The sequence below is a fragment of the Dictyobacter formicarum genome (assembly GCF_016587435.1).
On record NZ_BNJJ01000004.1, the window covers coordinates 331,101 to 356,412 of the forward strand.

At 53.0% G+C, this 25,312-nt stretch carries 20 protein-coding genes and 1 riboswitch; of the genes, 14 read left to right on the forward strand and 6 right to left on the reverse strand.

The window, feature by feature from the left end; translation table 11 throughout:
• Positions 1-188 precede the first annotated feature (188 nt).
• Positions 189-1,310: an RNA polymerase sigma factor RpoD gene (rpoD, locus tag JMI88_RS08950; protein ID WP_201361463.1), complete on the reverse strand. Its 1,122-nt coding sequence runs from the start codon at positions 1,308-1,310 to the stop codon at positions 189-191.
• A 1,128-nt stretch (positions 1,311-2,438) separates the two neighbouring features.
• On the opposite strand from rpoD, the gene JMI88_RS08955 reads away from it, so the two are divergent.
• Positions 2,439-3,590 (forward strand): metallophosphoesterase family protein, encoded by a 1,152-nt coding sequence (locus JMI88_RS08955; RefSeq protein WP_201361464.1) that lies wholly within the window; start codon positions 2,439-2,441, stop codon positions 3,588-3,590.
• A gap of 106 nt (positions 3,591-3,696) precedes the next feature.
• Here JMI88_RS08955 and JMI88_RS08960 read toward each other — a convergent pair whose 3' ends face one another.
• Positions 3,697-4,218: an Lrp/AsnC family transcriptional regulator gene (locus JMI88_RS08960; RefSeq protein ID WP_201361465.1), complete on the reverse strand. Its 522-nt coding sequence runs from the start codon at positions 4,216-4,218 to the stop codon at positions 3,697-3,699.
• 551 nt (positions 4,219-4,769) lie between these two features.
• Here JMI88_RS08960 and JMI88_RS08965 point away from each other — a divergent pair.
• On the forward strand, positions 4,770-5,750 hold the full coding sequence (locus JMI88_RS08965) for a DMT family transporter (RefSeq protein WP_201361466.1): 981 nt from the start codon (positions 4,770-4,772) through the stop codon (positions 5,748-5,750).
• Complete coding sequence (locus JMI88_RS08970; RefSeq protein WP_201361467.1) at positions 5,747-6,652, forward strand: PhzF family isomerase; 906 nt, start codon at positions 5,747-5,749, stop codon at positions 6,650-6,652. The genes JMI88_RS08965 and JMI88_RS08970 overlap by 4 nt, the downstream gene beginning before the upstream one ends.
• Positions 6,653-6,785: 133 nt before the next feature.
• On the opposite strand, the gene JMI88_RS08975 is transcribed toward JMI88_RS08970, so the two are convergent.
• Entirely contained in the window at positions 6,786-7,733 is a 948-nt protein-coding gene (locus JMI88_RS08975) for a LysR family transcriptional regulator (RefSeq protein ID WP_373323802.1), read from the reverse strand.
• A 473-nt stretch (positions 7,734-8,206) separates the two neighbouring features.
• On the opposite strand from JMI88_RS08975, the gene JMI88_RS08980 reads away from it, so the two are divergent.
• The 5 genes from JMI88_RS08980 to JMI88_RS09000 all read left to right on the forward strand — a co-directional run bounded on the left by JMI88_RS08980 (position 8,207) and on the right by JMI88_RS09000 (position 14,299).
• A complete protein-coding gene (locus JMI88_RS08980) occupies positions 8,207-9,973 on the forward strand; it encodes an MFS transporter (protein ID WP_201361469.1) in 1,767 nt (588 codons plus the stop codon).
• Positions 9,974-10,665: 692 nt separating this feature from the next.
• Complete coding sequence (locus tag JMI88_RS08985) at positions 10,666-11,433, forward strand: SDR family NAD(P)-dependent oxidoreductase (protein ID WP_201361470.1); 768 nt, start codon at positions 10,666-10,668, stop codon at positions 11,431-11,433.
• Between the two features lie 46 nt (positions 11,434-11,479).
• On the forward strand, positions 11,480-12,478 hold the full coding sequence (locus tag JMI88_RS08990; RefSeq protein ID WP_201361471.1) for a sugar phosphate isomerase/epimerase family protein: 999 nt from the start codon (positions 11,480-11,482) through the stop codon (positions 12,476-12,478).
• Complete coding sequence (locus tag JMI88_RS08995; RefSeq protein WP_201361472.1) at positions 12,465-13,319, forward strand: SDR family NAD(P)-dependent oxidoreductase; 855 nt, start codon at positions 12,465-12,467, stop codon at positions 13,317-13,319. The genes JMI88_RS08990 and JMI88_RS08995 overlap by 14 nt, the downstream gene beginning before the upstream one ends.
• Positions 13,320-13,513: 194 nt before the next feature.
• A complete protein-coding gene (locus JMI88_RS09000) occupies positions 13,514-14,299 on the forward strand; it encodes an amidohydrolase family protein (protein ID WP_201361473.1) in 786 nt (261 codons plus the stop codon).
• 388 nt (positions 14,300-14,687) lie between these two features.
• Here JMI88_RS09000 and JMI88_RS09005 read toward each other — a convergent pair whose 3' ends face one another.
• From JMI88_RS09005 to JMI88_RS09015, 3 genes are all read right to left on the reverse strand, one after another.
• The gene (locus JMI88_RS09005) at positions 14,688-15,536 is read right to left on the reverse strand and encodes a sugar phosphate isomerase/epimerase family protein (protein ID WP_236022873.1); all 849 of its coding nucleotides are present in this window, start codon (positions 15,534-15,536) and stop codon (positions 14,688-14,690) included.
• 154 nt (positions 15,537-15,690) lie between these two features.
• Positions 15,691-15,951 carry a hypothetical protein gene (locus JMI88_RS09010; RefSeq protein WP_201361474.1) on the reverse strand — a complete coding sequence of 87 codons (261 nt, stop codon included), beginning with the start codon at positions 15,949-15,951 and terminating at the stop codon, positions 15,691-15,693.
• Between the two features lie 285 nt (positions 15,952-16,236).
• Positions 16,237-17,079, reverse strand: a complete 843-nt coding sequence (locus JMI88_RS09015; RefSeq protein ID WP_201361475.1) for an alpha/beta hydrolase — start codon at positions 17,077-17,079, stop codon at positions 16,237-16,239.
• A 93-nt stretch (positions 17,080-17,172) separates the two neighbouring features.
• On the opposite strand from JMI88_RS09015, the gene JMI88_RS09020 reads away from it, so the two are divergent.
• The 6 genes from JMI88_RS09020 to JMI88_RS09045 all read left to right on the forward strand — a co-directional run bounded on the left by JMI88_RS09020 (position 17,173) and on the right by JMI88_RS09045 (position 25,293).
• Positions 17,173-17,805 (forward strand): GNAT family N-acetyltransferase, encoded by a 633-nt coding sequence (locus tag JMI88_RS09020; RefSeq protein ID WP_201361476.1) that lies wholly within the window; start codon positions 17,173-17,175, stop codon positions 17,803-17,805.
• Between the two features lie 343 nt (positions 17,806-18,148).
• Positions 18,149-20,371, forward strand: coding sequence for an ATP-dependent Clp protease ATP-binding subunit (locus JMI88_RS09025; RefSeq protein WP_201361477.1), 2,223 nt, complete (start codon positions 18,149-18,151; stop codon positions 20,369-20,371).
• Positions 20,372-20,813: 442 nt separating this feature from the next.
• A complete protein-coding gene (locus JMI88_RS09030; protein WP_201361478.1) occupies positions 20,814-23,045 on the forward strand; it encodes an ATP-dependent Clp protease ATP-binding subunit in 2,232 nt (743 codons plus the stop codon).
• Positions 23,046-23,147: 102 nt separating this feature from the next.
• Positions 23,148-23,288 carry a hypothetical protein gene (locus tag JMI88_RS09035; protein WP_201361479.1) on the forward strand — a complete coding sequence of 47 codons (141 nt, stop codon included), beginning with the start codon at positions 23,148-23,150 and terminating at the stop codon, positions 23,286-23,288.
• Between the two features lie 189 nt (positions 23,289-23,477).
• A riboswitch (TPP riboswitch) is annotated at positions 23,478-23,590 on the forward strand.
• A gap of 150 nt (positions 23,591-23,740) precedes the next feature.
• A complete protein-coding gene (locus JMI88_RS09040) occupies positions 23,741-24,526 on the forward strand; it encodes an ABC transporter ATP-binding protein (RefSeq protein WP_201361480.1) in 786 nt (261 codons plus the stop codon).
• On the forward strand, positions 24,523-25,293 hold the full coding sequence (locus JMI88_RS09045; protein WP_201361481.1) for an ABC transporter permease: 771 nt from the start codon (positions 24,523-24,525) through the stop codon (positions 25,291-25,293). The genes JMI88_RS09040 and JMI88_RS09045 overlap by 4 nt, the downstream gene beginning before the upstream one ends.
• Positions 25,294-25,312 lie beyond the last annotated feature (19 nt).

The window sequence follows — 25,312 nt, forward strand, 5'->3', positions numbered from 1 at the left end:
CGTCGCTATGGCATTATTTGTAACTGTTCCGGTAGCTGATGGTATTGGAATTACATAATCAAAAGCCCGGTGACCAACTGGCCACCGGGCTTTTTGTACTCGCAGCGGATTATCTTCAATGAAAATGCACACGTTTCATGCAATGAGCTGAGTTGCTCTGTTTACATACATCCTTCAGGATAGGGCTCTTAGTCGAGGTAATCCTGCAGATGGTGTGTCGTGCTCAACTGGCGCAGCTTGCGCAGCGCTTTAGCTTCAATCTGACGAATACGCTCACGAGTTACATTAAATGTTTTTCCCACCTCTTCCAGGGAATGACTCTGACCATCTACAAAGCCAAAGCGAATCTGAATGATCTTGCGCTCGCGCTCAGATAGATTCAAGAGTACCTGGTTGATCTGCTCTTTCAGCAGTTGACGATCGGCGCCCTCAGTCGGTGTTGCGGTTGTCTCATCTTCGACATAGTCGCCCAGGTTGCGATCACTATCCTCGCCAATTGGGGTTTCCAGGCTGACAGGTTTCTGGTTGACATGAATGATCTCAAGCACTTTCTCCGTTGAGATGCCCATTTTATCGGCGATCTCCTGCGGGGAAGGCTCGCGTCCCAGTTCCTGGACGAGTGCACGACTGACACGACCCATGCGATTGATGGTCTCTGCCAGGTGCACTGGTAGGCGAATCGTACGCGCCTGGTTGGCAATTGAGCGGCTTACCGCCTGCCGAATCCACCAGGTGGCGTAGGTGCTGAACTTGTAGCCCTTGGTATAGTCGAATTTATCGACCGCGCCGATCAGTCCGGTGTTACCTTCCTGGATCAGATCCTGTAAGGACATGCCGCGACCAGTGTATTTCTTGGCGACACTCACGACCAGGCGCAAGTTTGCCTCAATCAGGTGACGATGGGCTTCATTGGCTCGCTCGATAATCGCACGATCGGGCGCAACATGTAGCTGCTCTGCGCGCATGCGCTCAAGTTTGCCTCTCTCAATGGCTTGAGCCAGGCGTACCTCCGCCTCTGCGGTCAGCAGAGGGGCACGGCCAATTTCGCGCAGATACATGGCAACAGAATCATCAACCTCACTGGTACCAGAAGCCAGCAGGCTATGTCCTTTCAGATTGGTATCGAGTTGGGTATCCTCTTCTAGATCCTCTTCCTCATCCTCTTCTTCCAGGAACACTTCTCTATCTATTTCATGCTCATGAATATCACTCACTGCGTCGAAATCAGAAACCACCGGCATGTCGTCAATCTCAAATTGCAGAGATGGTGATGTCCCTTCTTTATCTTGTTCTTTAAGCATTGCCACCATTTAGGAATCTCCATTATATAGAATAAGTACTGCGAATAAAATACATGTAGATGTGATATTCAAGCCAGTTGCGCTGGTCTGCACTCTCAGGCACAGGTGCTAATAATGATAGACGAACGACATTGGAAAAAACTTAAAAGCATGCTTTATGATGCACTAGCGTAACCGCGGCTGCGGCTCACTGGATATAAGGCTTACCTGGCGCATGTTGCCTGGTTTGAGCAGCTTAACTCGTCTGACTTCGTTGGCAATTACGGTTAATCGTATAAGTGAACGAGCGTTATCGGAGAAATCCAGGAGTGTGTTTTCAATATCCTACATCAAGCACATGTAGTATCATATATCATTTTATCTCTGTCTATGATAACACAATTTTGTGCTTTTTTCTTCCCATTTCGTACCCCTATTTATAAAATTTGGAATTGTGGGTAGGCTAGCAGTGCAACTTGAACTACAAGGCATACCTGCTCATTCGAAGAATGATGACTACAGCATCCCAAATTTTTGCGCTCGTCTTAACTTTACTACGTATTGTCTGCGTACAACGTGACACAAAAAAAATATCTGAAAGTGGACTATGCCATATATCTATTTGGTACTAGCCTCTTCCAATATGCGCAGACATACCCGCTGCTCACTATCCATGCCGGATGGAGCATTAATCCTATGTTAAGAGGAGCGGGCATCATGCCATTCTGTCAGGTTGATAGAGATCTCGTTTGTAGACAGTGAGAGCTGGTTAGTCGGAACCCTCAACTGGCACAACATACCTCTGTGTAAGAGTATGGAAAATCGTAGTAAAAAATTATTTGCCTATCTATCATTTCGAGAGTGTGAATTATACTCTCTCGAACTGGCATTGAATGTGACAAATTCTCTTGCGATTATACCATATGGATTAGCCAGGTAACGATCATTTATGTCTTGTCTGGGAATTTTTGGCTAGTCCAACGGGCGTTTATTGATCCCCCTCTCTGCCTTTATGTCATCAATTTTATGCATTTGATTATGTTTAATTGATTTTGTGATAAATTATGATTATATTTTATAGCAGATGGAAAAGTAACATTTATATTATAACAGGAGGGCAGTGAGTAACCTTTTAGAATATAGAAATGGAGAACATTTATGACTGATAGTAGCCAGCTCCGCCGCTTTAGCGCGGACGTACCCGATCCTCAGGGTATTCAGATCAATCGCCTTCATGGTAAATTCCCTACCCAACCGTTTCGCCCTTTGCCCAAGCCTACCGGGAACCCTCCTTATCATGTAAACCTGGATCAGATCTTGCCAGCCGATGCTGTGCAGAGCATGATTGATGCTCAAAAGATGGTTTTCCATACGATAGGTGATACAGGAGGAATTAAACATCCAGCTGATCAGCAACTGGTTATCAATCATATGGAGGAGGATTTCCAGTCCGCAAATCTAGTTGAGCGCCCTGCTTTCTTTTATCATCTGGGAGATGTGATTTATTACTACGGAGCAGAGAGCGAGTATTATTCACAATTTTATGAGCCGAACTCACATTATCCTGCACCCATCTTTGCTATTCCTGGCAATCATGATGGTGACCTGATTGATCAGTCTGTGCCCTCTCTGCAGGCTTTTGTGACCAATTTCTGTGCACCTGAGGCCGGGATCGCGCCTTCCTCGGGGGATGCGCCGCGCGACACGATGACGCAGCCAAATGTCTACTGGACGCTGAATACGCCTTTCGCGACGTTCATTGGCCTGTATACTAATGTGCCTGAAGGTGGTGCTCTGGATGCTACCCAGATTAACTGGTTTCACAGTGAGTTGTCGCAGGCCCCAACCAATAAGGCTTTGATCGTGGCGACGCACCATCCCATCTATTCGGGCGATACGCACCACTCGGGTAGCCAGTATATGGAGGGCATTCTGGATGATGCGATGCAAGCTACCGGGCGCATACCGCACCTGGTGTTGACCGCGCACGTGCACAACTACCAACGCTTTACCCGCCAGTACAACAATAAGGCAATTACTTATCTGGTAGCTGGCGCTGGTGGCTACTGGAATCTGCACAGCATGCTCAATGCCATCAAACACCCTCCCTCGCCGATTGAGTTTCCTTATCCCCTGCCCGATCGACCCGATATCAGCTTAAATTTGTTTAGTGATGACCGTCATGGATACCTGAAAATGACCGTCACGCCAGACGCTATACAGGGTGAATACTATACCGTTCCCCGTTCTCAAGAATCCTGGAGCGCACCGGCGTCCCTCTTCGACCAATTCGCCATTCCTCTGCGGTAGCTGGCGAGTCTTAACTGGCCTTCTCAGGTTAGGTATGGTGATGACCTGGGAGGGCTGTTTATGTAGATAATGTTTATGTATATAACAAGTAGGCCAATCAATATATTTACCTCTCTAGGGCCTCATCCTGTAAGGTGTTATCCTCCCGACTTTCTGTTCGCTCAAGCATCTTATGCGTGATTATTCGGGATTCCATGGCTCTAGAGAATACAAGCGATGTTGTCGGTAGCCCATGGAGAGAGAGCTGATCGACGACTTTTTCCATGTGTTCGATCGAGGCAGCAGCGACCTTGACAACAACCGAATCGCTGCCGGTGACACGGTAGCATTCGAGCACCTCGGGAATCTGGCTCACGCGTGTAGCCACGCGATTACAATCCTGACCCGCAAAGCTTCCCAGGCGAATAATTGCCAGTATCGGCAAGCCCAGCCTGGGGAGATTGATCTGGGCACGATAGCCGGTAATAATGCCCGCTTCCTCCATTTTGCGCATACGGTCGGCTACTGCAGGTGATGTGAGTCCAACTCGCTGTCCTAGTTCACTGTAGGAGAGGCGAGCATTCTGTTGTAGTTCTCGGAGGAGAGACCAGCCTGTCTCATCGAGTAGCTTCTCAATTTCTAAAGCCATATCCTCTTTTTCCTTTCATATTTGAAGCGAATACAAGTAAATATTTTGCTTTTTCGTCGAATTTTACCATAAAACATCCTATACTAGAAGTCTAAGAATGTTTCTGAATCCCATTCTTATGGGAAGTAAAGCGCCCCTACAGGTGTAGGTTTTTCAGGGGCGTAGCCCCTGAGGCCCCTGATGCCGCCCTGCGGGCAGCACGGGGAAGGGAAGAGTTGGGGGCACAGCCCCCAAACCCCCAGTCAAGGGGCTCGCCGCCCCTTGCATCCCCGCTTTCCTGGCGTGAATCCAAAAAACCTATACCTGTCAGAGTAAAGCGCCCCCTTACAGGCGGGCGCATGCGCGCCCGCACTGTTTTTTTAGTATGTGATGCAGAACAGGTGCGGAGCACCTGTTCTGCATCACATACTAAAAAATCTTTTGAGCGCCGAAGGCGCGTAGCGTCAGGGGCCGAAGGCGCGAAAAGTATGGTATTTAGAAACACGCTCACTGAGAGACTAATTGAAGAAGAATAATCTATGTATGTATGAACCGCGTGAGGAAAAAGAGATATGAAGGCAAAAGAAGTTGGGGTGTTACTGGTGCTCTCGGCGCTATGGGGGGGAGGATTCCTGTTTATTCGGATCGCCACACCAGTGCTTGGGCCGATTGCTTTGATGGCAATGCGGGTCGTGCTGACCGGGCTTTGCCTGTTCTTGTTTGCTCTGGCCACCCGTACCCGGTTGGAACTGCGGACCTATTGGAAGTATTACCTGGTTGTCGGGATCATCAATGCGGCGGTGCCCTTTACCTTGATTGGTGTGGCAGAACTCTCCCTTACCAGTGGGCTGGCAGCGCTACTCAACGCGACCACGCCGCTGTTTGGGGCGATAACAGCAGTGATCTGGATGAAGGAGGCGATGACGATCAAAAAAGCTGTGGGCCTTGGACTGGGGCTCGTGGGCGTGGTCGTTGTGGTTGGCTGGAGTACGCTTCCATTTTCAATGGCGCTTCTCCTGGCGGTTGGGGCCTCACTGGCTGCCGCCGCCTCCTATGCTATCGCCAGCGTCTATATCAAGGTCTACCTTGGGAACAAAGTAAGTTCATTGTCAATCTCCACGAGTAGCCAGTTCTTTGCCGCCCTTTTTCTGATTCCACTGACCGTTGTCTCGCCTCCAACGCAGATGCCAACCCCCACTGTGCTGCTGGCGGTATCTGCCCTGGCTGTGTTCTGCACTGCTGCCACCCTGCTGCTCTACGTCTGGTTGATTGCCCATGCCGGCCCAACGAAAACGCTGACGGTGACCTTCCTGGCACCCGTCTTTGGCGTTTTCTGGGGAGTACTGTTCCTGAAGGAACCCCTCACGCCCAGCCCGTTCATAGGCCTGATAATCATCCTGGTGGGCGCTGGCCTGGTGACAGAACTGTTGTTGCCCGACAGGCCGAAACGTGTAGTGGAAATCCTGCCGGAGCAAGGTGAGAGAATACTCGCCGCCCAGACGAAGGTGACATCGCAGCAGAGAGAATTCTATGCGAAGGAGGAGCGCTCATGAAGCACTATCGTCTCTATCAAGTAGATGCATTTACACAACAGAAGTTTCGTGGCAACCCGGCCGGGGTTGTTTCAAATGCTGAAGGATTAAACTCAGCTCAGATGCAAGCGATTGCACGAGAAGTGAATTGTTCCGAAACAGCCTTTATCTTTCCCCCGCAAGGACCCGATCATGAGGCTCATATCCGTTATTTCACTCCAGTCACTGAGGTTCCCATTTGTGGGCACGCGACTATCGCCGCACATTATGTGCGCGCCAGAGAGCTTGGATTGGCCGCTCCAATATGTATCTCTACCCTCACAGGAGCGGGCATCTTACCCATTGAAGTTATATGGGAGAACGATGATTATAAAATTTTGATGACACAGGGAAAGGTGGAGTTCGGCAAGATTCTCCAGGGGAATGAGCAAGAGAAGCTCTTACAGGCATTGAAGCTTCGCCGTGAGATGCTTCTCGAGCATTGTCCTATCCAGATTGTTTCAACCGGCCACTCTAAAGTGCTGGTTGGCATTACGTCGAAAAGCGTTCTCAATCAGCTTGCTCCAGATATGGAGGTGCTGCGGATGTTAAGCCGCCAGATCGGGTGCAACGGGTATTTTGTCTTCACTTTTGATTCCGATGTACCTGGCATCCTCACCTGGGGAAGAATGTTCGCGCCAGCCATTGGCATTCTCGAAGATCCGGTTACCGGGAATGCGCACGGTCCGTTGGGTGCTTATCTCGTGCACCATCAGCTTTTTCCTCTTCAGAAAGGACTTTTCTCTTTTGTCGGCAGGCAAGGTGAAGCGCTGCAGCGCACTGGACAGGTTGAGGTCTTTGTCCATGGTCATGACGAAGAGCCAGAGCTTGTGCAGGTGGCAGGCCAGGCGGTCACAGTATTTCAGACGGAGATCTCTTTGTAGTTGTTGGAATGACCATAACTTCGCCACAAGAGATCGTGGGTTGCGCAACATGCGAAGAGTTCTTTCCAGGAATTAGATGAGGTTTTGCTCTCCCTCCTCAATGAGAATACATGATTTCCATTGTCGCCCGAACCTACGTTGATAGAGATGACGTTTTTGATTGTATCGATGGGGGAAGGTTGCCCAGCGTTTCGCCATTATGGGCGAAGTAGTCGATGACAAACTGGCGAAACTGGCGCGCGGCCAGCGATAGATAGCGTTCTTCTGACCAGGCCAGACCGATGGTTCGCTGGCAGACCGGCTCCTCGATGCGTAGAATGCTGAACGATGGGTCCGGTTGCTGGATAATGGATTGCCAGCTGACGGCCGAGGTAAAGGTCATGCCTAATCCCGCCCTGACCAGTCCACGAATGGCGGCTGGCTCATCGCCTTCAAAGATGATTTTTGGCGTAAAGCCGGCTTGCTGGCAGTATTGATCAGTAATGTCGCGTAGCCCATAGCCGGGCTTGACGCTCACAAAGGCATCATTGGCGACTTCGCTCAGGCGGATGCTGCCACGGTCGGCTAGCCGATGGTTGCTGGGAACAATCAGGAAAATCTCTTCGGTCATCAGGGAGATCCAGCCGATGCCTGCGCGTTCAACGGGAGGTGAGGCGAGGCAGAGATCGATTTCGCCGTGCTCCAGCTGCTCGACCATAGTCAGGTTGGGCTGTTGAAAGAGGCGGAAGCTGATCGCGGGATATTGAGCACAAAAGACGCTTAAGATCTCGGCCAGTAGATTGACATTAGCGGTGCCGATCGAGATCGAGCCATGTTCGAGTCCGGCCATATCTTGCAGCTGCCGCTTCCCCTCGTCCAGCTCGAAGAAAGCGCGCTCAACCTGCTGCAGAAAAATCTTGCCGAACTTATTTAAGTGTATCTGGCGACCGTGACGGTCAAACAGTGGTACGCCCAGCTCTTTCTCTAGATGCGCGATCATCTTGCTCAGCGAGGGTTGCGCGATCGTTAACTCTTCGGCTGCGCGCGTCATATGTTCATGTCGTGCCACTGTCTGAAAGTAGCGTAGCTGTAGCAGATCCACACTTTCCTCCTCAAATTCTCTCAGAGAGTGCTCAACTCCCATTATGGCAGGTTTTCCTTTGCATGAGTTGAAACATAAAAACATAATAGGAGCTCAAAACATACCCCATTCGGTGGTGCAGACCCGTGCGCACCGCGCACGGGTCTGCACCACCGAATAAAAAAAAGATGCGGCCGCGTATGCGGACGCCCGTACGGGGGCGCTCAGCTTCCTAGCGCTCTGGGAAGCTGACATTCTCTCATAGCCTGAATCGAATGAATATATAGAAAATTATATATTGGAAATTATCAATATTCAAGGGTACACTTTAAGTATATTAAAAAGCGCACATCTATATACTTTCTTCTCGACGCTGCGTGAGGCGCATAACTGAAAGCATATCAATAGTTATTATCCCCATTTGAAATGAAATGTGGAGGAGACACAGTGATGTGTGGGTGATACAGAGTGGTATGGAGTAAAAAGGATACAATATGTCTCAAACAACGGTCCCAAGGTCTGCTCGTCCGATAGGTCCAAACTACAAATGGATTGCGTTGTCCAATACAACGCTTGGTATGTTGATGGCCACCATCAACTCCAGTATTGTTCTCATCTCATTGCCTGCTATCTTTACAGGTGTTGGCGTCAATCCTCTGGCTCCCGGTGAAACGAATTACCTGCTGTGGATGCTGATGGGATATATGATTATCACGGCTACTCTGGTGGTAACCTTTGGGCGTATCGGTGATATCTATGGACGCGTCAAATTATATAACCTCGGCTTCGCCATTTTTACTCTTGGTAGTATTCTATTGTTCCTGACCCCGGGCTCCGGTGATAGTGCCATTATCTTAATGATTTTATTCCGCCTGGTTCAGGGCGTGGGCGCTGGCTTCTTAATGGCTAACAGTACGGCTATTTTGACGGATGCCTTTCCCGCTCATCAACGCGGCATGGCCCTGGGTATTAACCAGATGGTAGCCATCCTGGGCTCTATCCTTGGTTTGATCATAGGTGGTCTGCTCTCCGTAGTAAGCTGGCGCGACGTCTTCCTGGTCAGTGTACCGTTTGGCGTACTTGGTACTATCTGGGCCTATTTGAAGCTACGCGAAACGTCGACGATGAGCTCGAAGCGCCAGGGTATCGACTGGCTAGGCAATATCACTTTCTTCCTGGGCTTGACGATTCTGCTGATCGGCCTGACCTATGGTATCGAGCCATATGGCACCTCTGCTATGGGCTGGGGTAATCCAATGGTGATCGCGGCCCTGGTGATTGGTATTGTGCTGCTGGTCGCTTTTGTCTGGATCGAGCTGCATGTCGCTGATCCAATGTTCCAGTTATCGCTGTTCAAAATTCGCGCTTTTACTACCGGCAATATTAGCGGTCTTCTATCTGGTCTGGCCCGTGGTGGTCTGCAGTTTATCCTGATCATCTGGCTGCAGGGCATCTGGCTGCCACTGCATGGCTACAACTTTGAGGATACCCCGCTGTGGGCTGGCATCTATATGTTGCCCTTGATGATTGGTTTTGTGATCATGGGACCGCTGAGTGGCTGGCTCTCCGATCGCTTTGGGGCGCGCATCTTTTCTGCGGTAGGTATGTTCCTGCAGACGATTGGCTTTGTACTGCTGACCCTCTTACCAACCAACTTTGATTATCTCCCGTTTGCAGTCATCCTGTTTATAATGGGTATTGGACAGGGTATGTTTGCGTCTCCCAATACGACCGATATTATGAATAGCGTACCGGCTTCCGCGCGTGGTGCTGGTTCCGGCATGCGCAGCACCTTCCAGAATGCGGCCACCGTTATCAGTATGGGTATGTTCTTTAGCATTGTGACTGCTGGTCTGGCGGCCTCGCTGCCCAATGCTCTGTTTGATGGTTTGACGAAGGCGGGCTTGCCTGCTAGCATAGCGAACGGTGTGGCGCACCTGCCTCCTGTCGCGGCTCTCTTCGCCGCCTTCCTGGGCTTTAATCCCATGCAGACCATGCTGCCTCCGACGGTCCTTCACAGCCTACCACAGGCCAGTCAGAACCATCTGCTGAGCAAGAGCTTCTTCCCCAATCTGATTTCTGGCCCCTTTGTGGATGGCCTGCATATCGCTTTCTATATTGCCGCCGCCATGTGTCTGGTAGCTGGTTGCGTCTCATTGATTCGTGCGCAGCGTGCGCAGGTGAGCCCCAGCGAGATTGAACACCTGGAGGTCGTCGCCCCCGAGGTTGAGGCTGTCGCGGAATTGGCAGGAGAGCAGTAGGCAGACAACCCACTTTCCCGCTTCCCTTTCGCGTGTGTTCCGTTTTATGGCGAGGGGGTCGGCTCTGCCGGCTCCCTTTTTATAGGTTCGGACCTTGCGTCCGATTGCTCCTTCGCCCACGAAAACGTCTCGCCATAGGCGAATGTCACGTGTAAGAGGAACGTGCTGATGAGGGAACCAATCGGAGGCAAGCTCCGGAACCTATGGTGCACGCCGTTTCCCGGGCACGGGTGCCCTCTCTGGTCGAGGGGATGGCGGTGATGAAGCCGAACCGGCCGGGCACCGGGTCGCCGCTCCTGCGGAGGGCGACAATCGGAGGCAAGCTCCGAACCTATGGATGCGGGCGCACATAACCCCGCCCCATGGCAAACATCCTGTCTTTTGCCATTAAATATAGACACTTTTTCCTTGACACCAGAATTCTCACTTATTAGACTTAACAATAATGAATATATTTCGATGAGGAAATTGATTCACCAGGCACAATACCTTCTCCCCTGTGATGATAAATCCTCCATTGTACCCGACCTTGAACCGGAATAGTATTTCCTTTTCTGACAATTCATTTTGTGTCGATTCGCTAGGCATGGATATATTCAGATGCATCGGACAGCTTTGTTGTAAACACTGAAGATCATTCTCCGGCGAAACCGTTGTTGGCGGATGGTGATATGAAAGGGGAACTTTGTCCTATGTATTTAGAGAAATTCAATTTGCAGGGTCGTGTGGCGCTGGTGACTGGTGGCAATCGGGGCCTGGGATTTGTGATGGCGCAGGCTCTGGCGGAAGCGGGAGCGGACGTGATTGTGACCAGTCGGGAGCGCGCGCGGGCCGAGGAGAGCGCCGCGCAGCTTGCCAGAGGCTCCAATAGCCGCGCTCTGGGTCTGGCCGTGGATGTGACTCAGCCGCAGCAGGTTGAGGATATGGCGCAGACGATTATCAAGGATTTTGGACGTATCGATATCCTGGTCAATAACGCTGGCATCAACATTCGTAAGCCGCTGGAGGCATTCGATGAGGAGAGCTGGGACCTCGTTCAATCCACTAATCTTAAGGCTCCTTTTCTCTGTGCCAAAGCGGTGGCTCCTTTTATGAAGAAGCAGCAGTATGGACGTATCGTTAATGTCGCTTCGATGCTGGGCCAGGTGGGATTGGCGGAGCGTAGCGCTTACTGTTCCAGTAAGGGTGGCGTGATTCAACTGACGAGAGTGCTGGCCCTGGAATTAGCTGACTACAATATCACTGTAAATGCGCTGTGCCCGGGACCCTTCATGACTGAGCTCAATAAGCCTGTTCTGAATAATCCTGAGGCCAACCAGTTTTTCATCAATCATGTCGCTCTGCATCGCTGGGGCCGCCCTGAAGAGTTGGGTGGCGCGATCCTTTTTTTGGCGTCCGATGCCTCCAGTTTTATGACTGGTTCCGCGCTTACCGTAGATGGAGGTTGGACGGCTGAGTAAGTTTTTGCCATTGGTAGAATTGGCACACGATGAAAGCGAGGTTGGTATGCAAGTTGGACTTTCCGTTTATGGCACTACATTTAGTATGGGAGTGCATCCCGCTTCTGGACGCCCAACCCTGCGTCCACAGCAGCTTATGGAGCAGGCTTTAGCTCTGGGATTGCAGGGGGTCGAATTGCCCTTTGTGTTTCTGAACGGTGCCGATATCGAGGCACTCAGGCGCTATGCTCAAGAACAACAGCTCTTTATTACGCTGGATACGTATGGTTATGATCCTGAGCATCTGAGCGAGGTGCTTGAGCTAGGGGCACGTCTGGGGGTCACTACGGTGCGTACGCTGGTGGGCGGCGCTAAACTGGGTGGCGATCGCCGCGAGATGGTTGGACACTGGCAGGATTATCTGCAGCAGGCACTGGCTGGTTTTCAGCAGGCGACCGTGGTGGCTGAACGCCTGGGCGTTAACCTGGCGGTAGAGAATCACCAGGATATTGCTTCGGAGGAGTTGCTCTGGCTCTGCTCGACCATTGCCTCTCCACAATTTGGCATCGTCTTTGATACGGGTAATCCGCTGGCCACAGCTGAGGAGCCGCTGGACTTTACACGGCGTATCGCTCCCTACGTCAAGCACATGCACCTCAAAGACTATTGGATCTACCTGAGTGAAGAAGGCTACCGCCTGGTTCGTTGTCCCCTGGGGCAGGGAGTGATCAATTTTCCGGCCATGCTTGATATACTGGCCCAGACCGGGCATGAGATCACAAAGGTGGTGGAGCTGGGCGCTTTAGAGGGACGACATGTGCGCGTGCTGGCTGATGATTACTGGCCGGAATATCCACCCCGCTCGGCCCCTCACTTCGCGCAGGTCTGGCGTTTTGTGCAGCAGCACGCCCGGCCCGTCGGCGAGTGGCGTACCCCGTTCGAACTGAGAGAGCCGGTCGAGGCCGTCGTAGCCTATGAGCAACGCCAGCTGGCCTCCAGCCTGGCTTATTTACAAATGCTTTTCGGGGGGCCCAACCAGCAAGAAGTATTGAGTGGACGCTTCTGATAAAGTTCCCCTGGATCGCAGTGTTTCGATTGAAGCAATGAAAGAGGTTTCACGCATGGCTGCAGAAGATCTCACAGGAAAAGTTGCCCTGGTTACCGGTTCCAGCCGGGGCCTGGGTCGTCATTATGCCCTCCACCTGGCTCGCGCAGGCGCAGATGTGATCGTCCATGACGTTCACGCCCAGGCTGCCTCCGAGTTTGGCGAGGCCCCCTCGGGCGAGGCCGTGGTTGAAGAGATACAGGCCCTTGGGCGCAGAGCGGCCTTCTTTATCGCCGACCTGACGGATGCCGCGCAGGTCGAACGTTTTGTACAGCAGGCCCTGGACAAACTTGGTCAGATTGATATCCTGGTCAATAACGCGGGTGGAGATATCGGCGCGCACACCCCTCGCCCCGATCCCAATGACGCCCTGGACATTGATCCCGCGGATATTCGTTCGGTTGTCGAGCGCAATCTATTGACGTCTATGTTCACCTGCAAGTATGTTGGCTCCCATATGCGTGCGCGTGGTACGGGCAAGATCATCAATGTCGGCTCGGCGGCCGGTCACGTCGCGGCTCGCACCGGACTCATTTACGCGGCCGCTAAAGCGGGCGTCTCGCATTACACCCGTTGTTTGGCCGAGGAATTGCGTCCATTTGGCGTCAATGTCAATTGTCTTTCGCCTGCGCCCACCTACACCGGACGCTTTCTGGCGACACGCAGCGTTGGCAGCGAAGAAGGCCGATCCAAACTGCAACGTATCGCGCAACCGGAAGACATGGCAAAGATCATCTTGTTCCTGGCTAGCACTCAATCAGACATCCTGACCGGCGAAACCATCGTCTGCTGGTTCGGCTGATCACCACTGTACGCAGGTGAGAACACATAGCTAGTCCACAATCTCTTTTTCATGGCTGGTGCAGCAGGTGCGCATTAGCGCACCTGCTGCACCAGCCATGAAAGGACATCCTGAGCACGAGAGGTGCGCAAACCCATGCACCGTGCATGCGGATGCTACGGGAGTCTGACACCCTCTAACAGAGAAAAAAAATTATGGAAGAATTGAACAATAATCAACGCGTGCATTTTCCGATCTTTGATAGCCATTTGCATATCGTCGATCCACGTTTTCCGCTGGTCGCCAATCAAGGTTATCTACCAGATACCTTTACTGTCGATGATTACCGTGCCCGGACCGCGCAATTCCAGATCATCGGGGGCGCGATAGTCTCGGGCTCCTTCCAGGCGGAGGATCAGACCTATTTGCTTGATGCGCTCCAGCGCTTAGGCCCTGGTTTTGTTGGCGTGACCCAGTTGTCGGCTACTGTTTCCGATCAGGAAATTCAACAATTGAATGCCGCTGGCGTAAGGGCCGTACGTTTTAATGTCAGGCGCGGTGGCGTTGAAGTGTTAAAAAAGCTGGAGACCCTGGCCCGCCGCGTCTATGATCTGGCTGGCTGGCATGCAGAACTCTACATCGACTCGCGGGACCTGGCTGAACTGGCTCCCTTGCTAGCATCCTTGCCACGAGTCTGTATCGATCATCTAGGACTCTCACAGGCAGGCTTTGATGTCTTGTTGCGCCTAGTAGAGCAGGGCATCTATGTTAAAGCTACCGGCTTTGGGCGCGTCGACTTTGCCGTCCCCCAGGCCTTACAGGCAATCGCCGCCGTTAATCCTGCCGCCCTATTATTTGCCACCGACCTGCCCTGTCCTCGTGCTCCGCGTCCCTTTTTGGATAGTGACGTTGACCTCGTCATAGAAGCCCTGGGAGATTCGCTGGCCAGGCGCGTCTTTTCCGAAAACGCCCTGGCCTTCTACCATCCGGGGCATGAATAAATAGCTTGCCTGAACGCGAATACGTTTCCATTCATAAACGAACCTTCCTCAAACACGAAACGAAAACCCCGTAGGCGGCATAGTCCGGCGAGCTTTTGATTTCCAAACGGGAAAAAATAAGCAGCCGGACGGCCTTGTGCATGCCGCTCTGTTCACGCACGAAATGCTGGTTATGGCGTTTTCAACATGGACATCATGAACGCTTCTTAGGAACGTTACGTACGCCAACTGGGCGGCATGCACGAGGCCGGCTTGCTGCTTTTTCGTGCGGGAAGCGTGTTGAAAAGGCCGCAAGCCTATGCCGCCTACAGGGTTACGTTTCGTGTTAATGGAACTTTATTACAAAAAATCCAACGGAATCACCTGTTGGCCGAGCTTAATGTGTATTTTACGAGTGGATGTATGGCACTACGACCTGCCGTTCGCGGGTCAGGCCATGCCATTCATCGGGGTTGGGGCCATCATAGATAAGTGTGTAGGGACCTGAGAAGCCGGCCTCACGGGTGATGTCCAGGCAGCGCACGTAGTCGTCGCCATCTAGTTCATCCTTATCTGAGAAGTGGGCTTTTGTGTGGCAGGATTCTGCGTAGGGAGCAATGGCGGTTAATGCTTCATATTTGGTGGGACCGGACCAGTTGCCGAAGTCAAAGCAGAGTCCAATCCGTCCATCCATCTGCTCGAATACTGTATGCACAGCGACTGGCTGAGAGAGCAGGCCAAACCAGTTTTCAGTCATCAGGCGTACGCCCTGGTTTTCTGCTGCGTCTGCCAGCTGGTGTAGTCCTTGAACGCTGGTCTGCAAATTTTCCGCCGTGGGTGATGATTTACCCGCAATCACACGCGATCTCTTAGCTCCCAACTGTCCAGCCACATCGATCCATGAACGAATCCAGGCCAGGTCTCGTGCAGCATGCTGAGGATGCGTAATGTCGCCCTCATCTATCAGCAGCGAGAAAAGCTCAATATTTTCATGTTCCAGTGTGGCACGTAGTTCTTTGAGATAACCGGTATCCTGGCTGGGCAGGTGAAAATGACAGATTTCCAGGGTTGAAATACCAAATGTCGCCAGCCGCGCCGGTAGTTCTAGCAGTGAGATTTCTCCGCGTTTATCTGTAGTTGCCGTCAGAGGTTTTTCAGCGTCGGGACCATAAACGGAATAGTCCCCTAATGTGCGATGCAAGCTCCAGGTAGAGACTGAAAGACGAAGAGGACTGGTTGATTTGTTGGTAGGCATCATGCCGAAGCTCCTTTGATGCATAGACTAGGGAGAAAAGTTCCTTTCCCTCAGAGATAGTGTATTGCGTTCAGGAGAGATCATGAACTTTCCTCGACAATGTTCTCTGTACCATTGTAGCCTATTTGAATATTTTTCGCAGGAGCAGAAGGTTACATCAGGGCTCGTCTACCGGATATTCTCGATCGTCGGGATCTGTAATTGGTTCAGCGGTTTCTTCCTGTAATATCTCAGGCACCTCTTCGGTTGCATGCGCTCTGGCAGCTGTCTCGAGCGTTTTTCGATGCTGATTTAGCCAGTTGAGAAAATCAACGGCTTCGTGCGGAGAGAGCGTCAAACGGGCCCCTTCACCAGTAATGGCGAGCATTCCCTCTTCATGCAATTCCACCACGTGCTTGCCTAAATCGCGTGTGCTCACTATGGGTTCCTTTCTATCAAGTAAATAAAGATTATGATGAAAGACAATTTAAAAGGTATCTTCGCGGCCAGTCCCAACCCTATAAACGCAGCGCTAGCAGGAAGACCGCCCTATCATTACTATATACCATGTTTCCTTATACACGTATATGTGTTTTCGTTAGCTACAGCTTATTCAGGTAGCTTCAGTTATGCCGTGGCGCCGATGCGGGAGGCTGAGGTGCCACTTTACACTTTCGGCCTCCTGCTCTGTAACAGTGATCTGGCTCGCGAAACGGTGATTCAACTACTGGCTACGTTCAGCCCTCAAGTGCTTGTTGAAGAAGTTGAGCGTTAGCCGATAGATATCTGGCCAGCTGTACGGCTGCCTGGAGAATACATGGTCTTCTCCTTCAATCGGATGCAGTGTGGCATCTGCCTGTGCCTGCGTGAGGGCGGCATAGAGTGCTTCAGCCTGATTAAAAGGGACAACATTATCGTTGGTGCCATGTATAATAAGGAAGGGAGGCAGCTTGCCAGACTGGATATACGTAATTGGATTGGCACGCCGAGTCAGTTCTTTGTTCTCTTGTAGTGGTGCGCCAATCAGGCGCGCTTCGGGAGAGTCTGGATCATTGTGTGTTCCACCCATGGTCAGTAAGTCACTCGGTCCGCTCAGGTCTACTACCGCCTGTACGGTGCTGGGATAGGTGGATTCCGCGCCGCTCCCCTCGAGCTCGGGCGCTGCAGTTGTTGTTCCTACCATGGCAGCCAGGTGGCCACCGGCCGAGTGTCCCCAGACGCCAATATGTTCAGGATCGATATGATATTGGGCTACGTTGGCACGCAGCCAGCGAATGGCTGCCTTTACGTCCTGCAATTGGGCCGGGAAAATTGCCTGTCCGCTCAAACGATACTGCACATTGACAGTAAAGAAACCTTGCTCGGCCAGCAATGCATTTTCTGCGCCAGTGTGGTCTCCCGCTTCCCAGCCACCACCATGGATGTAAATAACCACTGGCATTGGCTCCGCTGGTAATGGATCAGGTTGAATGATATTTAGATACAGGGGTATGCCTTCCGCACGTGTATAGAGGACTTCTGGAATCCTTTTAGTCGAAAAATTGTGGTTGTTTGATGTTTCTGTCATAGAAATTATCCGTTCTTTACTAACAGCGTGCATCCGCTTCGGTTTAACTGACGTCTTTACAATTATATAAGTAATAAACGAAAGGATGTAAGGATGCAGATGAATATTGCGCTACTCCGTGATTTTATTGTGCGCCCGGCTTTTCTGGATGATGCTGAATCTGTGGTTAACTTGTTGACCGCGATCGCGTATGCTGAAGAGCCCGAGCAGGCTGCACGTCTCTCTATGCCTGAGGGTAGCTCCGAACGGACCGTGGCGGCCACGTTGGCATTTTGGCGTACCCTGGATCTGGCCCATGATACCCAGGTTGTGGTTGCCCCAGATAATAGTATCGTCGGCTACATCGATGTGGGGAAAATTTTTGCGGATGCTGAGCATACAAGCCGGTGCGTAAGGATTCGTCATGTGTCCGGGGTGCATCCTGATTATACGGGCCGGGGAATCGGTACCTGGCTGCTCCATTTTGCTCAGTGGTGGACGCAGCAACATGCATATGGTGAGCCTATGCGTATCGTGGCCTGGATACACCATAATAATGAGCGTGCCCACCATCTCTTTGCGCGCGAGGGGTATATCTGCAAGGGCAACCATACGTATCGAGCGCTCCAGCTGGATGAACATACCAGCCAGCGCCTGGTCAGCCCGTACGATAGCTATAGTAAGATCGTAGCCCCCGATGATATGCTTACCATCCTGTGTGCAGACACTAAGAACGAAATGGTATGAATAGCTAACTTAACTTACCATTAAGCCCATTGATTTGAAATTTGAAAAAAAGTCCGTTTATAATTACCACATTAGCACTCGATAATTGGAACTGCTAAATATGGGAATAAACCGATTCTCGAGCGCGTTTTCATAGACAACTGGCAATCTTGCTAAAAGAGTGCTAAATACGGGAATAAAAGAACCCGGCCAATCGTTTATATAAGTGATTAGCAGTGATGGTTTGAGAGTGCTAACAACTCTCCCACTCGGCTAAGAAAAAGAAAAAAAACTTCCTGAAAGGGAGTCTGCAAGAGGTAGATTCCCTGCTAAAAATAAATGATAGAGTAGGAGCATATTTATAATGAAATGTGAACGCTGCCAGAAAAACCCCGCTCAGGTCCGTGTTGATCAGATGGTGGATGGGCGCCGTGAGTCTCATTTCCTTTGTCAGTCCTGCGTTGATGAGCTGATGAGTGTGATGGGGCAGGCTTCGGGTTTTGATGGCCCCGAAACCTCTGGTGCTCCCTTTGGCTTTACTGCTAACAATAATGCAAATTCCTCTGCGTCTGCTGCCCGCACCAATACCGCTACTGCCGAGCGCCAGGGGACCCAGAGCAAAACCCCTACTTTAGATAAGTATGGTCGCGACCTGACAGGTGAGGCGGCCGAGGGGAAACTCGATCCCGCCGCCGGTCGTGAGCGCGAGCTGCGCCGCATGATCACCGTCCTGGGACGCCGGCAGAAGAACAACCCGGTCCTGATTGGTGAGCCGGGCGTGGGTAAAACGGCGATCGTTGAGGGGCTGGCCCGCAAGATTGTCAGCGGCGATGTGCCCGCCAACCTGCGCGATAAACGCGTGGTCTCATTAAATATCGGCGGCATGGTTGCTGGAGCCTCGTTCCGCGGCCAGTTTGAGCAGCGCATCAAATCCATTCTGGAAGAGCTGCGTAATGCGCCAGAGATCATCGTCTTCATTGACGAGCTGCATACGGTGGTTGGAGCCGGCGCGGCCGAAGGCTCGGTGGGGGCTGCTGATATGATCAAGCCGGCGCTGGCCCGTGGCGAGCTGCGCTGTATCGGGGCGACGACGCTGGATGAGTACCGCAAGCATATCGAGAAGGATGCGGCTCTGGAGCGCCGTTTCCAGCCGGTGAAGGTGGATGAGCCCTCGGTGGAGGAAGCCATCCAGATGCTGCAGCTGCTGCGCCCCAACTATGAGGCTCACCACAGCGTCAGCATCACCGATGAGGCTATCGAGGCGGCTGTCAAGCTGTCCGATCGCTACATCAACGATCGCTTCCTGCCGGACAAAGCCATCGACGTGATGGATGAGGCAGGATCGGCACTGGTGCTGGAGGCCAATGAAAAGGGGCTGGTCAGTCCCTCGGTGCTGGAGAAAGAACTGGCTGAGCTGCAGAAGCAGAAAGAGGCGGCTGCCGAGGCCGAAGATTATGAGAAGGCCGCTCATCTACGTCAGCAGGAATTATTAACCCTGCAGAAGTTGGAGAAAGCGCGCTCGGAGTCGGAGGCGACCATGTCCTTACTGGTGACGCCGGAGCAGATCGCGCAGGTGGTTGAGCTGTGGACCGGGGTGCCGGTGACGCAGATGCTGGAGAGTGAGCGCAAGAACCTGCTGACCCTGGAAGGGGATCTGCGCCAGCGCGTGGTGGGGCAGGATGAAGCGATCAGCGCGGTGGCTCGGTCCATCCGTCGCTCGCGCGCGGGGCTGAAAGATCCCAAACGCCCGATCGGCTCGTTCCTGTTCCTGGGACCCACCGGTGTCGGGAAAACGGAGCTGGCCAAAGCCCTGTCAGCCGAACTGTTTGGTGGTGAGGACCACATGATCCGGCTGGATATGTCGGAGTACATGGAGCCCCATACTGTTTCGCGACTGTTCGGGAGCCCTCCGGGCTACGTGGGTCATGACGATGGTGGCCAGTTGACCGAGCAGGTTCGTCGTCGTCCCTATAGCGTGATCCTGCTCGACGAGGTCGAGAAGGCACATCCCGAGGTCTTCAATTCGCTGTTGCAGATCCTGGACGATGGGCGGCTGACCGATGGACAGGGACGCACCGTGGACTTCAAGAACACGGTGGTGATCATGACCAGTAACGCGGGCAGTGCGGACCTCAAGCGTGCGGTGAACATGGGCTTCAATACCCGCAAGGGGGAGGAAGCGAAGAGTGCGCAGCACGAGGTGATGCGTTCGAAGGCCATGGAGGGCTTGAAGCGCGCGTTCCGGCCAGAGTTCATCAACCGCATCGACCAGATCGTGGTCTTCCACACGCTGGGCCGCGAAGAGCTGTACCAGATTGTGGACCTGCTGTTGAACCAGGTGCGAGGCCGCTTGCAGGAGCAGCAGATCGAGCTGAGCGTGAGCGACGAGGTGCGTGACTTCCTGCTGGACGTCGGCTTTGACGAAGAGTATGGTGCGCGTCCGCTGCGCCGGGCGATCCAGAGCTACGTGGATGACGCGCTGGCTGACGCCATCCTGGATGGCACCATCGCCAGTGGCCAACAGGCCCTGCTGGCCTTGGAAGACGGCAAGATAGCCGTACAGGTGGCCGAAAAGAGAGCGGCATAAAGCTGTACATTCCCCTGAGCTTCAGACGGGCGAGATCATTTGCTTGATCTCGTTCGTCTTTCGCTATTTTAGGGTTTCCGACCGATTAATACATCCAAATCGATGGCAGGCACGTACAACATAAAAAGTGGCCCTCTTAAAGTATAGAAGAAGGGAATAAGTGATTCGATCCTCCTGTTATCATCAATGATTGGCAATCTAAAAAAGAGACTGCTAAAAGCGGGAATAAGCAGGCCCGCTATACCGTTATCATATATGAATGAATAAATATAAAGTGCGGGTGCTAGAAATGGATGTCCTGGTGGTATTCGTTGGTCTCGCCAGACATTCATTATAACATTGAAGATTCCGTGGAGATCGCGTTTCATTCCAGCTGATGTATTGCTGGTCGAGAAGCGCAGAGCTCCATCGAAACTATATATAGTGAGGAGCATACTTAATAATGAAGTGTGAACGCTGTCAGAAGAATCCTGCCCAGGTCCGCGTTGAAGCGATGGTCAACGGTAAACGTGAAGCCCACTTCCTCTGCCAGACCTGTGTAGAAGAGCTTATGGACTCGTTGAATCAGATGGGCGGACTCGGTGATGATTCTGAATACGCCGGTGCTCCCTTTGGTTTTGCCGCAAACAATACAAATTTCTTTAATTCTGCCTCTCGTGGCAACGGTGTGAATACTGCGACTGCCGAGAAGTCTGCTAAACAGAGTAAGACACCGACTCTTGATCAATATGGTCGCGACCTGACAGGTGAGGCGGCCGAGGGGAAACTCGATCCCGCCGCCGGTCGTGAGCGCGAGCTGCGCCGCATGATCACCATCCTGGGACGCCGGCAGAAGAACAACCCGGTCCTGATTGGTGAGCCGGGCGTGGGTAAAACGGCGATCGTTGAGGGGCTGGCCCGCAAGATTGTCAGCGGCGATGTGCCCGCCAACCTGCGCGATAAACGCGTGGTCTCGTTGAACATTGGTGGCATGATTGCCGGTGCCGCCTTCCGCGGCCAGTTTGAGCAGCGCGTCAAATCCATTCTGGAAGAGCTGCGTAATGCGCCAGAGATCATCGTCTTCATTGACGAGCTGCATACGGTGGTTGGAGCCGGCGCGGCCGAAGGCTCGGTGGGGGCTGCTGATATGATCAAGCCGGCGCTGGCCCGTGGCGAGCTGCGCTGTATCGGGGCGACGACGCTGGATGAGTACCGCAAGCATATCGAGAAGGATGCGGCTCTGGAGCGCCGTTTCCAGCCGGTGAAGGTGGATGAGCCCTCGGTGGAGGAAGCCATCCAGATGCTGCAGCTGCTGCGCCCCAACTATGAGGCTCACCACAGCGTCAGCATCACCGATGAGGCTATCGAGGCGGCTGTCAAGCTGTCCGATCGCTACATCAACGATCGCTTCCTGCCGGACAAAGCCATCGACGTGATGGATGAGGCAGGATCGGCACTGGTGCTGGAGGCCAATGAAAAGGGGCTGGTCAGTCCCTCGGTGCTGGAGAAAGAACTGGCTGAGCTGCAGAAGCAGAAAGAGGCGGCTGCCGAGGCCGAAGATTATGAGAAGGCCGCTCAACTGCGCCAGCAAGAGCTGGTGATGCAACAGAAGTTGGAGAAAGCGCGCTCGGAGTCGGAGGCGACCATGTCCTTACTGGTGACGCCGGAGCAGATCGCGCAGGTGGTTGAGCTGTGGACCGGGGTGCCGGTGACGCAGATGCTGGAGAGTGAGCGCAAGAACCTGCTGACCCTGGAAGGGGATCTGCGCCAGCGCGTGGTGGGGCAGGATGAAGCGATCAGCGCGGTGGCTCGGTCCATCCGTCGCTCGCGCGCGGGGCTGAAAGATCCCAAACGCCCGATCGGCTCGTTCCTGTTCCTGGGACCCACCGGTGTCGGGAAAACGGAGCTGGCCAAAGCCCTGTCAGCCGAACTGTTTGGTGGTGAGGACCACATGATCCGGCTGGATATGTCGGAGTACATGGAGCCCCATACTGTTTCGCGACTGTTCGGGAGCCCTCCGGGCTACGTGGGTCATGACGATGGTGGCCAGTTGACCGAGCAGGTTCGTCGTCGTCCCTACAGCGTGATCCTGCTCGACGAGGTCGAGAAGGCACATCCCGAGGTCTTCAATTCGCTGTTGCAGATCCTGGACGATGGGCGGCTGACCGATGGACAGGGACGCACCGTGGACTTCAAGAACACGGTGGTGATCATGACCAGTAACGCGGGCAGTGCGGACCTCAAGCGTGCGGTGAACATGGGCTTCAATACCCGCAAGGGGGAGGAAGCGAAGAGTGCGCAGCACGAGGTGATGCGTTCGAAGGCCATGGAGGGCTTGAAGCGCGCGTTCCGGCCAGAGTTCATCAACCGCATCGACCAGATCGTGGTCTTCCACACGCTGGGCCGCGAAGAGCTGTACCAGATTGTGGACCTGCTGTTGAACCAGGTGCGAGGCCGCTTGCAGGAGCAGCAGATCGAGCTGAGCGTGAGCGACGAGGTGCGTGACTTCCTGCTGGACGTCGGCTTTGACGAAGAGTATGGTGCGCGTCCGCTGCGCCGGGCGATCCAGAGCTACGTGGATGACGCACTGGCCGACGCCATCCTGGATGGCACCATCACCAGTGGCCAACAGGCCCTGCTGGCCTTGGAAGACGGCAAGATAGCCGTACAGGTGACCGAAAAGAGAGCGGCATAACATCGGATATTCCCCTGAAACGGACGAGATCATACAAACGATCTCGTCCGTTTTTAGTGTTCATCGCTCCTCCCCACGAAAACGCCCACATAGGTTCGGAGCTTGCCTCCGATTGGAGCCGTCAGGCGACCCCGGCATCCCCGCGACATCGCTGGCTATCGTGCACACCGTTTCGCGGGTACCCTCTCTGGTCGAGGGGATGGCGGTGATGGCGCCGAACCGGCCGGACACCGGGTCGCCTGACGGCTCCAATCGGAGGCAAGCTCCGAACCTATGAGGGGCCGTTACAAAATTAATTATGAATGACACCCATATTGTTGATGCACCTTCACAAATGGGTGTTCATGAGGTATACTCAATAGACAAAGTTCTATATACACCTATACATAAACACTATTTCATGCACATCGTTTGCTCAATAGAATAAAACCATTTTGCTGCTAGGGGAGTCCACGGACTGAGAAGCAGGCGCATGCATTTATGCGTCTCTGACCCTTGAACCTGATCTGGATCATACCAGCGTAGGGAAGTGGCAGATCTAATTGCCAGCTGGCGTTCATGCACAAGCGTTTTTGGGCTGTCCGTGCCAGCTGTAGATAGATGATCGCCGCTACCCTGTGTTGGGGGTAGCGGTTTTTGTATGCCCTGAGCCGATATGTAGAAGAGGTGATCTGACTAGCTTTCGAGGTGTACGGATGCATAACACACACGAGGATACGCCGAAGTTAATCGTGAAAGGCGTAACCAGGACGTATCGGGAGGGGAAGCGGCAATTAGAGGCGCTGGCACCGCTTGATTTGACGGTCGCTCAGGGCGAGTTTGTCTCGCTGATTGGCCCCAGCGGCTGTGGGAAAAGTACGCTTTTCAATATTGTCGCAGGTGTGGATGAGCCAACAAGCGGTACATTGGCGATCGATGGCGATTGGCACGGGGAGCGTGCTGGCCAGGCTGGCTATATGCCTCAGCAGCCATTGTTATTGCCCTGGCGTACGGTAGAGGAGAATGTATTGCTTGGGCTGGATGTGCGCCGCCTGCCACGCCGGGAAGCACAACAGCAGGCACACGATGTCTTAAAGCGCTTTGGCCTGCAGGAGTTTGCCGACAGCTATCCGGCGTCCCTTTCAGGCGGCATGCGCCAGCGCATCGCTTTGCTGCGCACCGTTTTATTTAACTCATCATTTCTTCTGCTGGACGAACCCTTTGGTGCGCTCGATGCCCTGACGCGGATCACGCTACAGATGTGGCTGCTGGATCTACTGCAAACGTATCACTCCAGCGTCTTATTCATCACCCACGACGTACGAGAGGCTATTTTGTTGTCCGATCGTATCTATGTCTTGAGCGCGCGCCCGGCATCGATTCTGCGTGTCGTCAACATAGATTTGCCACGACCACGGCGGCAAGAGATGCTGTCCGAGGCCACATCCATCCAACTGGAGCGCGAGCTCCTTTCCTTGCTGGTAAAGGAGCAGCCGTTATGACCCTTAAACGCCTGGCGGGTTATGGACCCGCCTTTGTGCTGGCCGTCAGCCTTTTTCTGCTCTGGGAACTCGTTGTACGGGCGGGCCTGATCGCCCGAAATTTACTGCCCACGCCGGTCTCGATTGTCCGAGCGCTGATCGATAACTGGGACGTCATCTCTGTCCACACGGTGCAGACCAGCCTGGAAACCGTTATCGGTCTGATAATAGCCACCCTATTAGGACTGGTGCTGGCCATACTATTGGACCTCTCGTCAGGGCTCAAGCGGGCCGTCTATCCACTCTTGATTACCTCGCAGACTATTCCTATGGTTGCGCTGGCTCCTTTGCTGGTGATCTGGTTTGGCTTTGAGCTGACACCAAAGATCATTGTAGTTACCCTCTACTGTTTCTTTCCTATAGTGGTGGCGTGCCTGGACGGTCTACTGAGTACCGATCCGGAATTGATGAAGCTGCTGCATAGTATGAAGGCCTCGCGCTGGCAGACGCTGTGGCTGGTGCGTTTGCCCGGGGCGATGCCCTCGTTCTTCTCAGGTCTGCGTATCGCGGCTACTTATAGTGTGACCGGCGCTATTGTGGGTGAGTATGTCGCAGCCCAGCAGGGGCTGGGTCTTTACATGAAGACTGCCGCCAGTTCAAACGCGATTGTGCTGGTATTTGCCGCCATCGTGATTACTGCCCTGTTAAGTTTATTGCTCTTTGGCCTGGTCTCTTTGATCGAGCGTATTGCTCTGCCCTGGCATCAGCGCCTGGGACACAAACGCTAACAAAAAACTTTCATTCAAT

Excerpts from the sequence above, each read along its gene's own strand:
- JMI88_RS09040 (WP_201361480.1), top strand. The coding sequence starts at position 23,741 with ATGCATAACACACACGAGGATACGCCGAAGTTAATCGTGAAAGGCGTA.
- JMI88_RS08970 (WP_201361467.1), top strand. The coding sequence starts at position 5,747 with ATGAAGCACTATCGTCTCTATCAAGTAGATGCATTTACACAACAGAAG.
- JMI88_RS09045 (WP_201361481.1), top strand. The coding sequence starts at position 24,523 with ATGACCCTTAAACGCCTGGCGGGTTATGGACCCGCCTTTGTGCTGGCC.
- JMI88_RS09015 (WP_201361475.1), bottom strand. The coding sequence starts at position 17,079 with ATGACAGAAACATCAAACAACCACAATTTTTCGACTAAAAGGATTCCA.
- JMI88_RS08990 (WP_201361471.1), top strand. The coding sequence starts at position 11,480 with ATGCAAGTTGGACTTTCCGTTTATGGCACTACATTTAGTATGGGAGTG.
- JMI88_RS08985 (WP_201361470.1), top strand. The coding sequence starts at position 10,666 with ATGTATTTAGAGAAATTCAATTTGCAGGGTCGTGTGGCGCTGGTGACT.
- JMI88_RS08965 (WP_201361466.1), top strand. The coding sequence starts at position 4,770 with ATGAAGGCAAAAGAAGTTGGGGTGTTACTGGTGCTCTCGGCGCTATGG.
- JMI88_RS09025 (WP_201361477.1), top strand. The coding sequence starts at position 18,149 with ATGAAATGTGAACGCTGCCAGAAAAACCCCGCTCAGGTCCGTGTTGAT.
- JMI88_RS08960 (WP_201361465.1), bottom strand. The coding sequence starts at position 4,218 with ATGGCTTTAGAAATTGAGAAGCTACTCGATGAGACAGGCTGGTCTCTC.
- JMI88_RS09005 (WP_236022873.1), bottom strand. The coding sequence starts at position 15,536 with ATGATGCCTACCAACAAATCAACCAGTCCTCTTCGTCTTTCAGTCTCT.
- JMI88_RS09020 (WP_201361476.1), top strand. The coding sequence starts at position 17,173 with ATGCAGATGAATATTGCGCTACTCCGTGATTTTATTGTGCGCCCGGCT.
- JMI88_RS08955 (WP_201361464.1), top strand. The coding sequence starts at position 2,439 with ATGACTGATAGTAGCCAGCTCCGCCGCTTTAGCGCGGACGTACCCGAT.
- rpoD (WP_201361463.1), bottom strand. The coding sequence starts at position 1,310 with ATGGTGGCAATGCTTAAAGAACAAGATAAAGAAGGGACATCACCATCT.
- JMI88_RS09030 (WP_201361478.1), top strand. The coding sequence starts at position 20,814 with ATGAAGTGTGAACGCTGTCAGAAGAATCCTGCCCAGGTCCGCGTTGAA.
- JMI88_RS08980 (WP_201361469.1), top strand. The coding sequence starts at position 8,207 with ATGTCTCAAACAACGGTCCCAAGGTCTGCTCGTCCGATAGGTCCAAAC.
- JMI88_RS09000 (WP_201361473.1), top strand. The coding sequence starts at position 13,514 with ATGGAAGAATTGAACAATAATCAACGCGTGCATTTTCCGATCTTTGAT.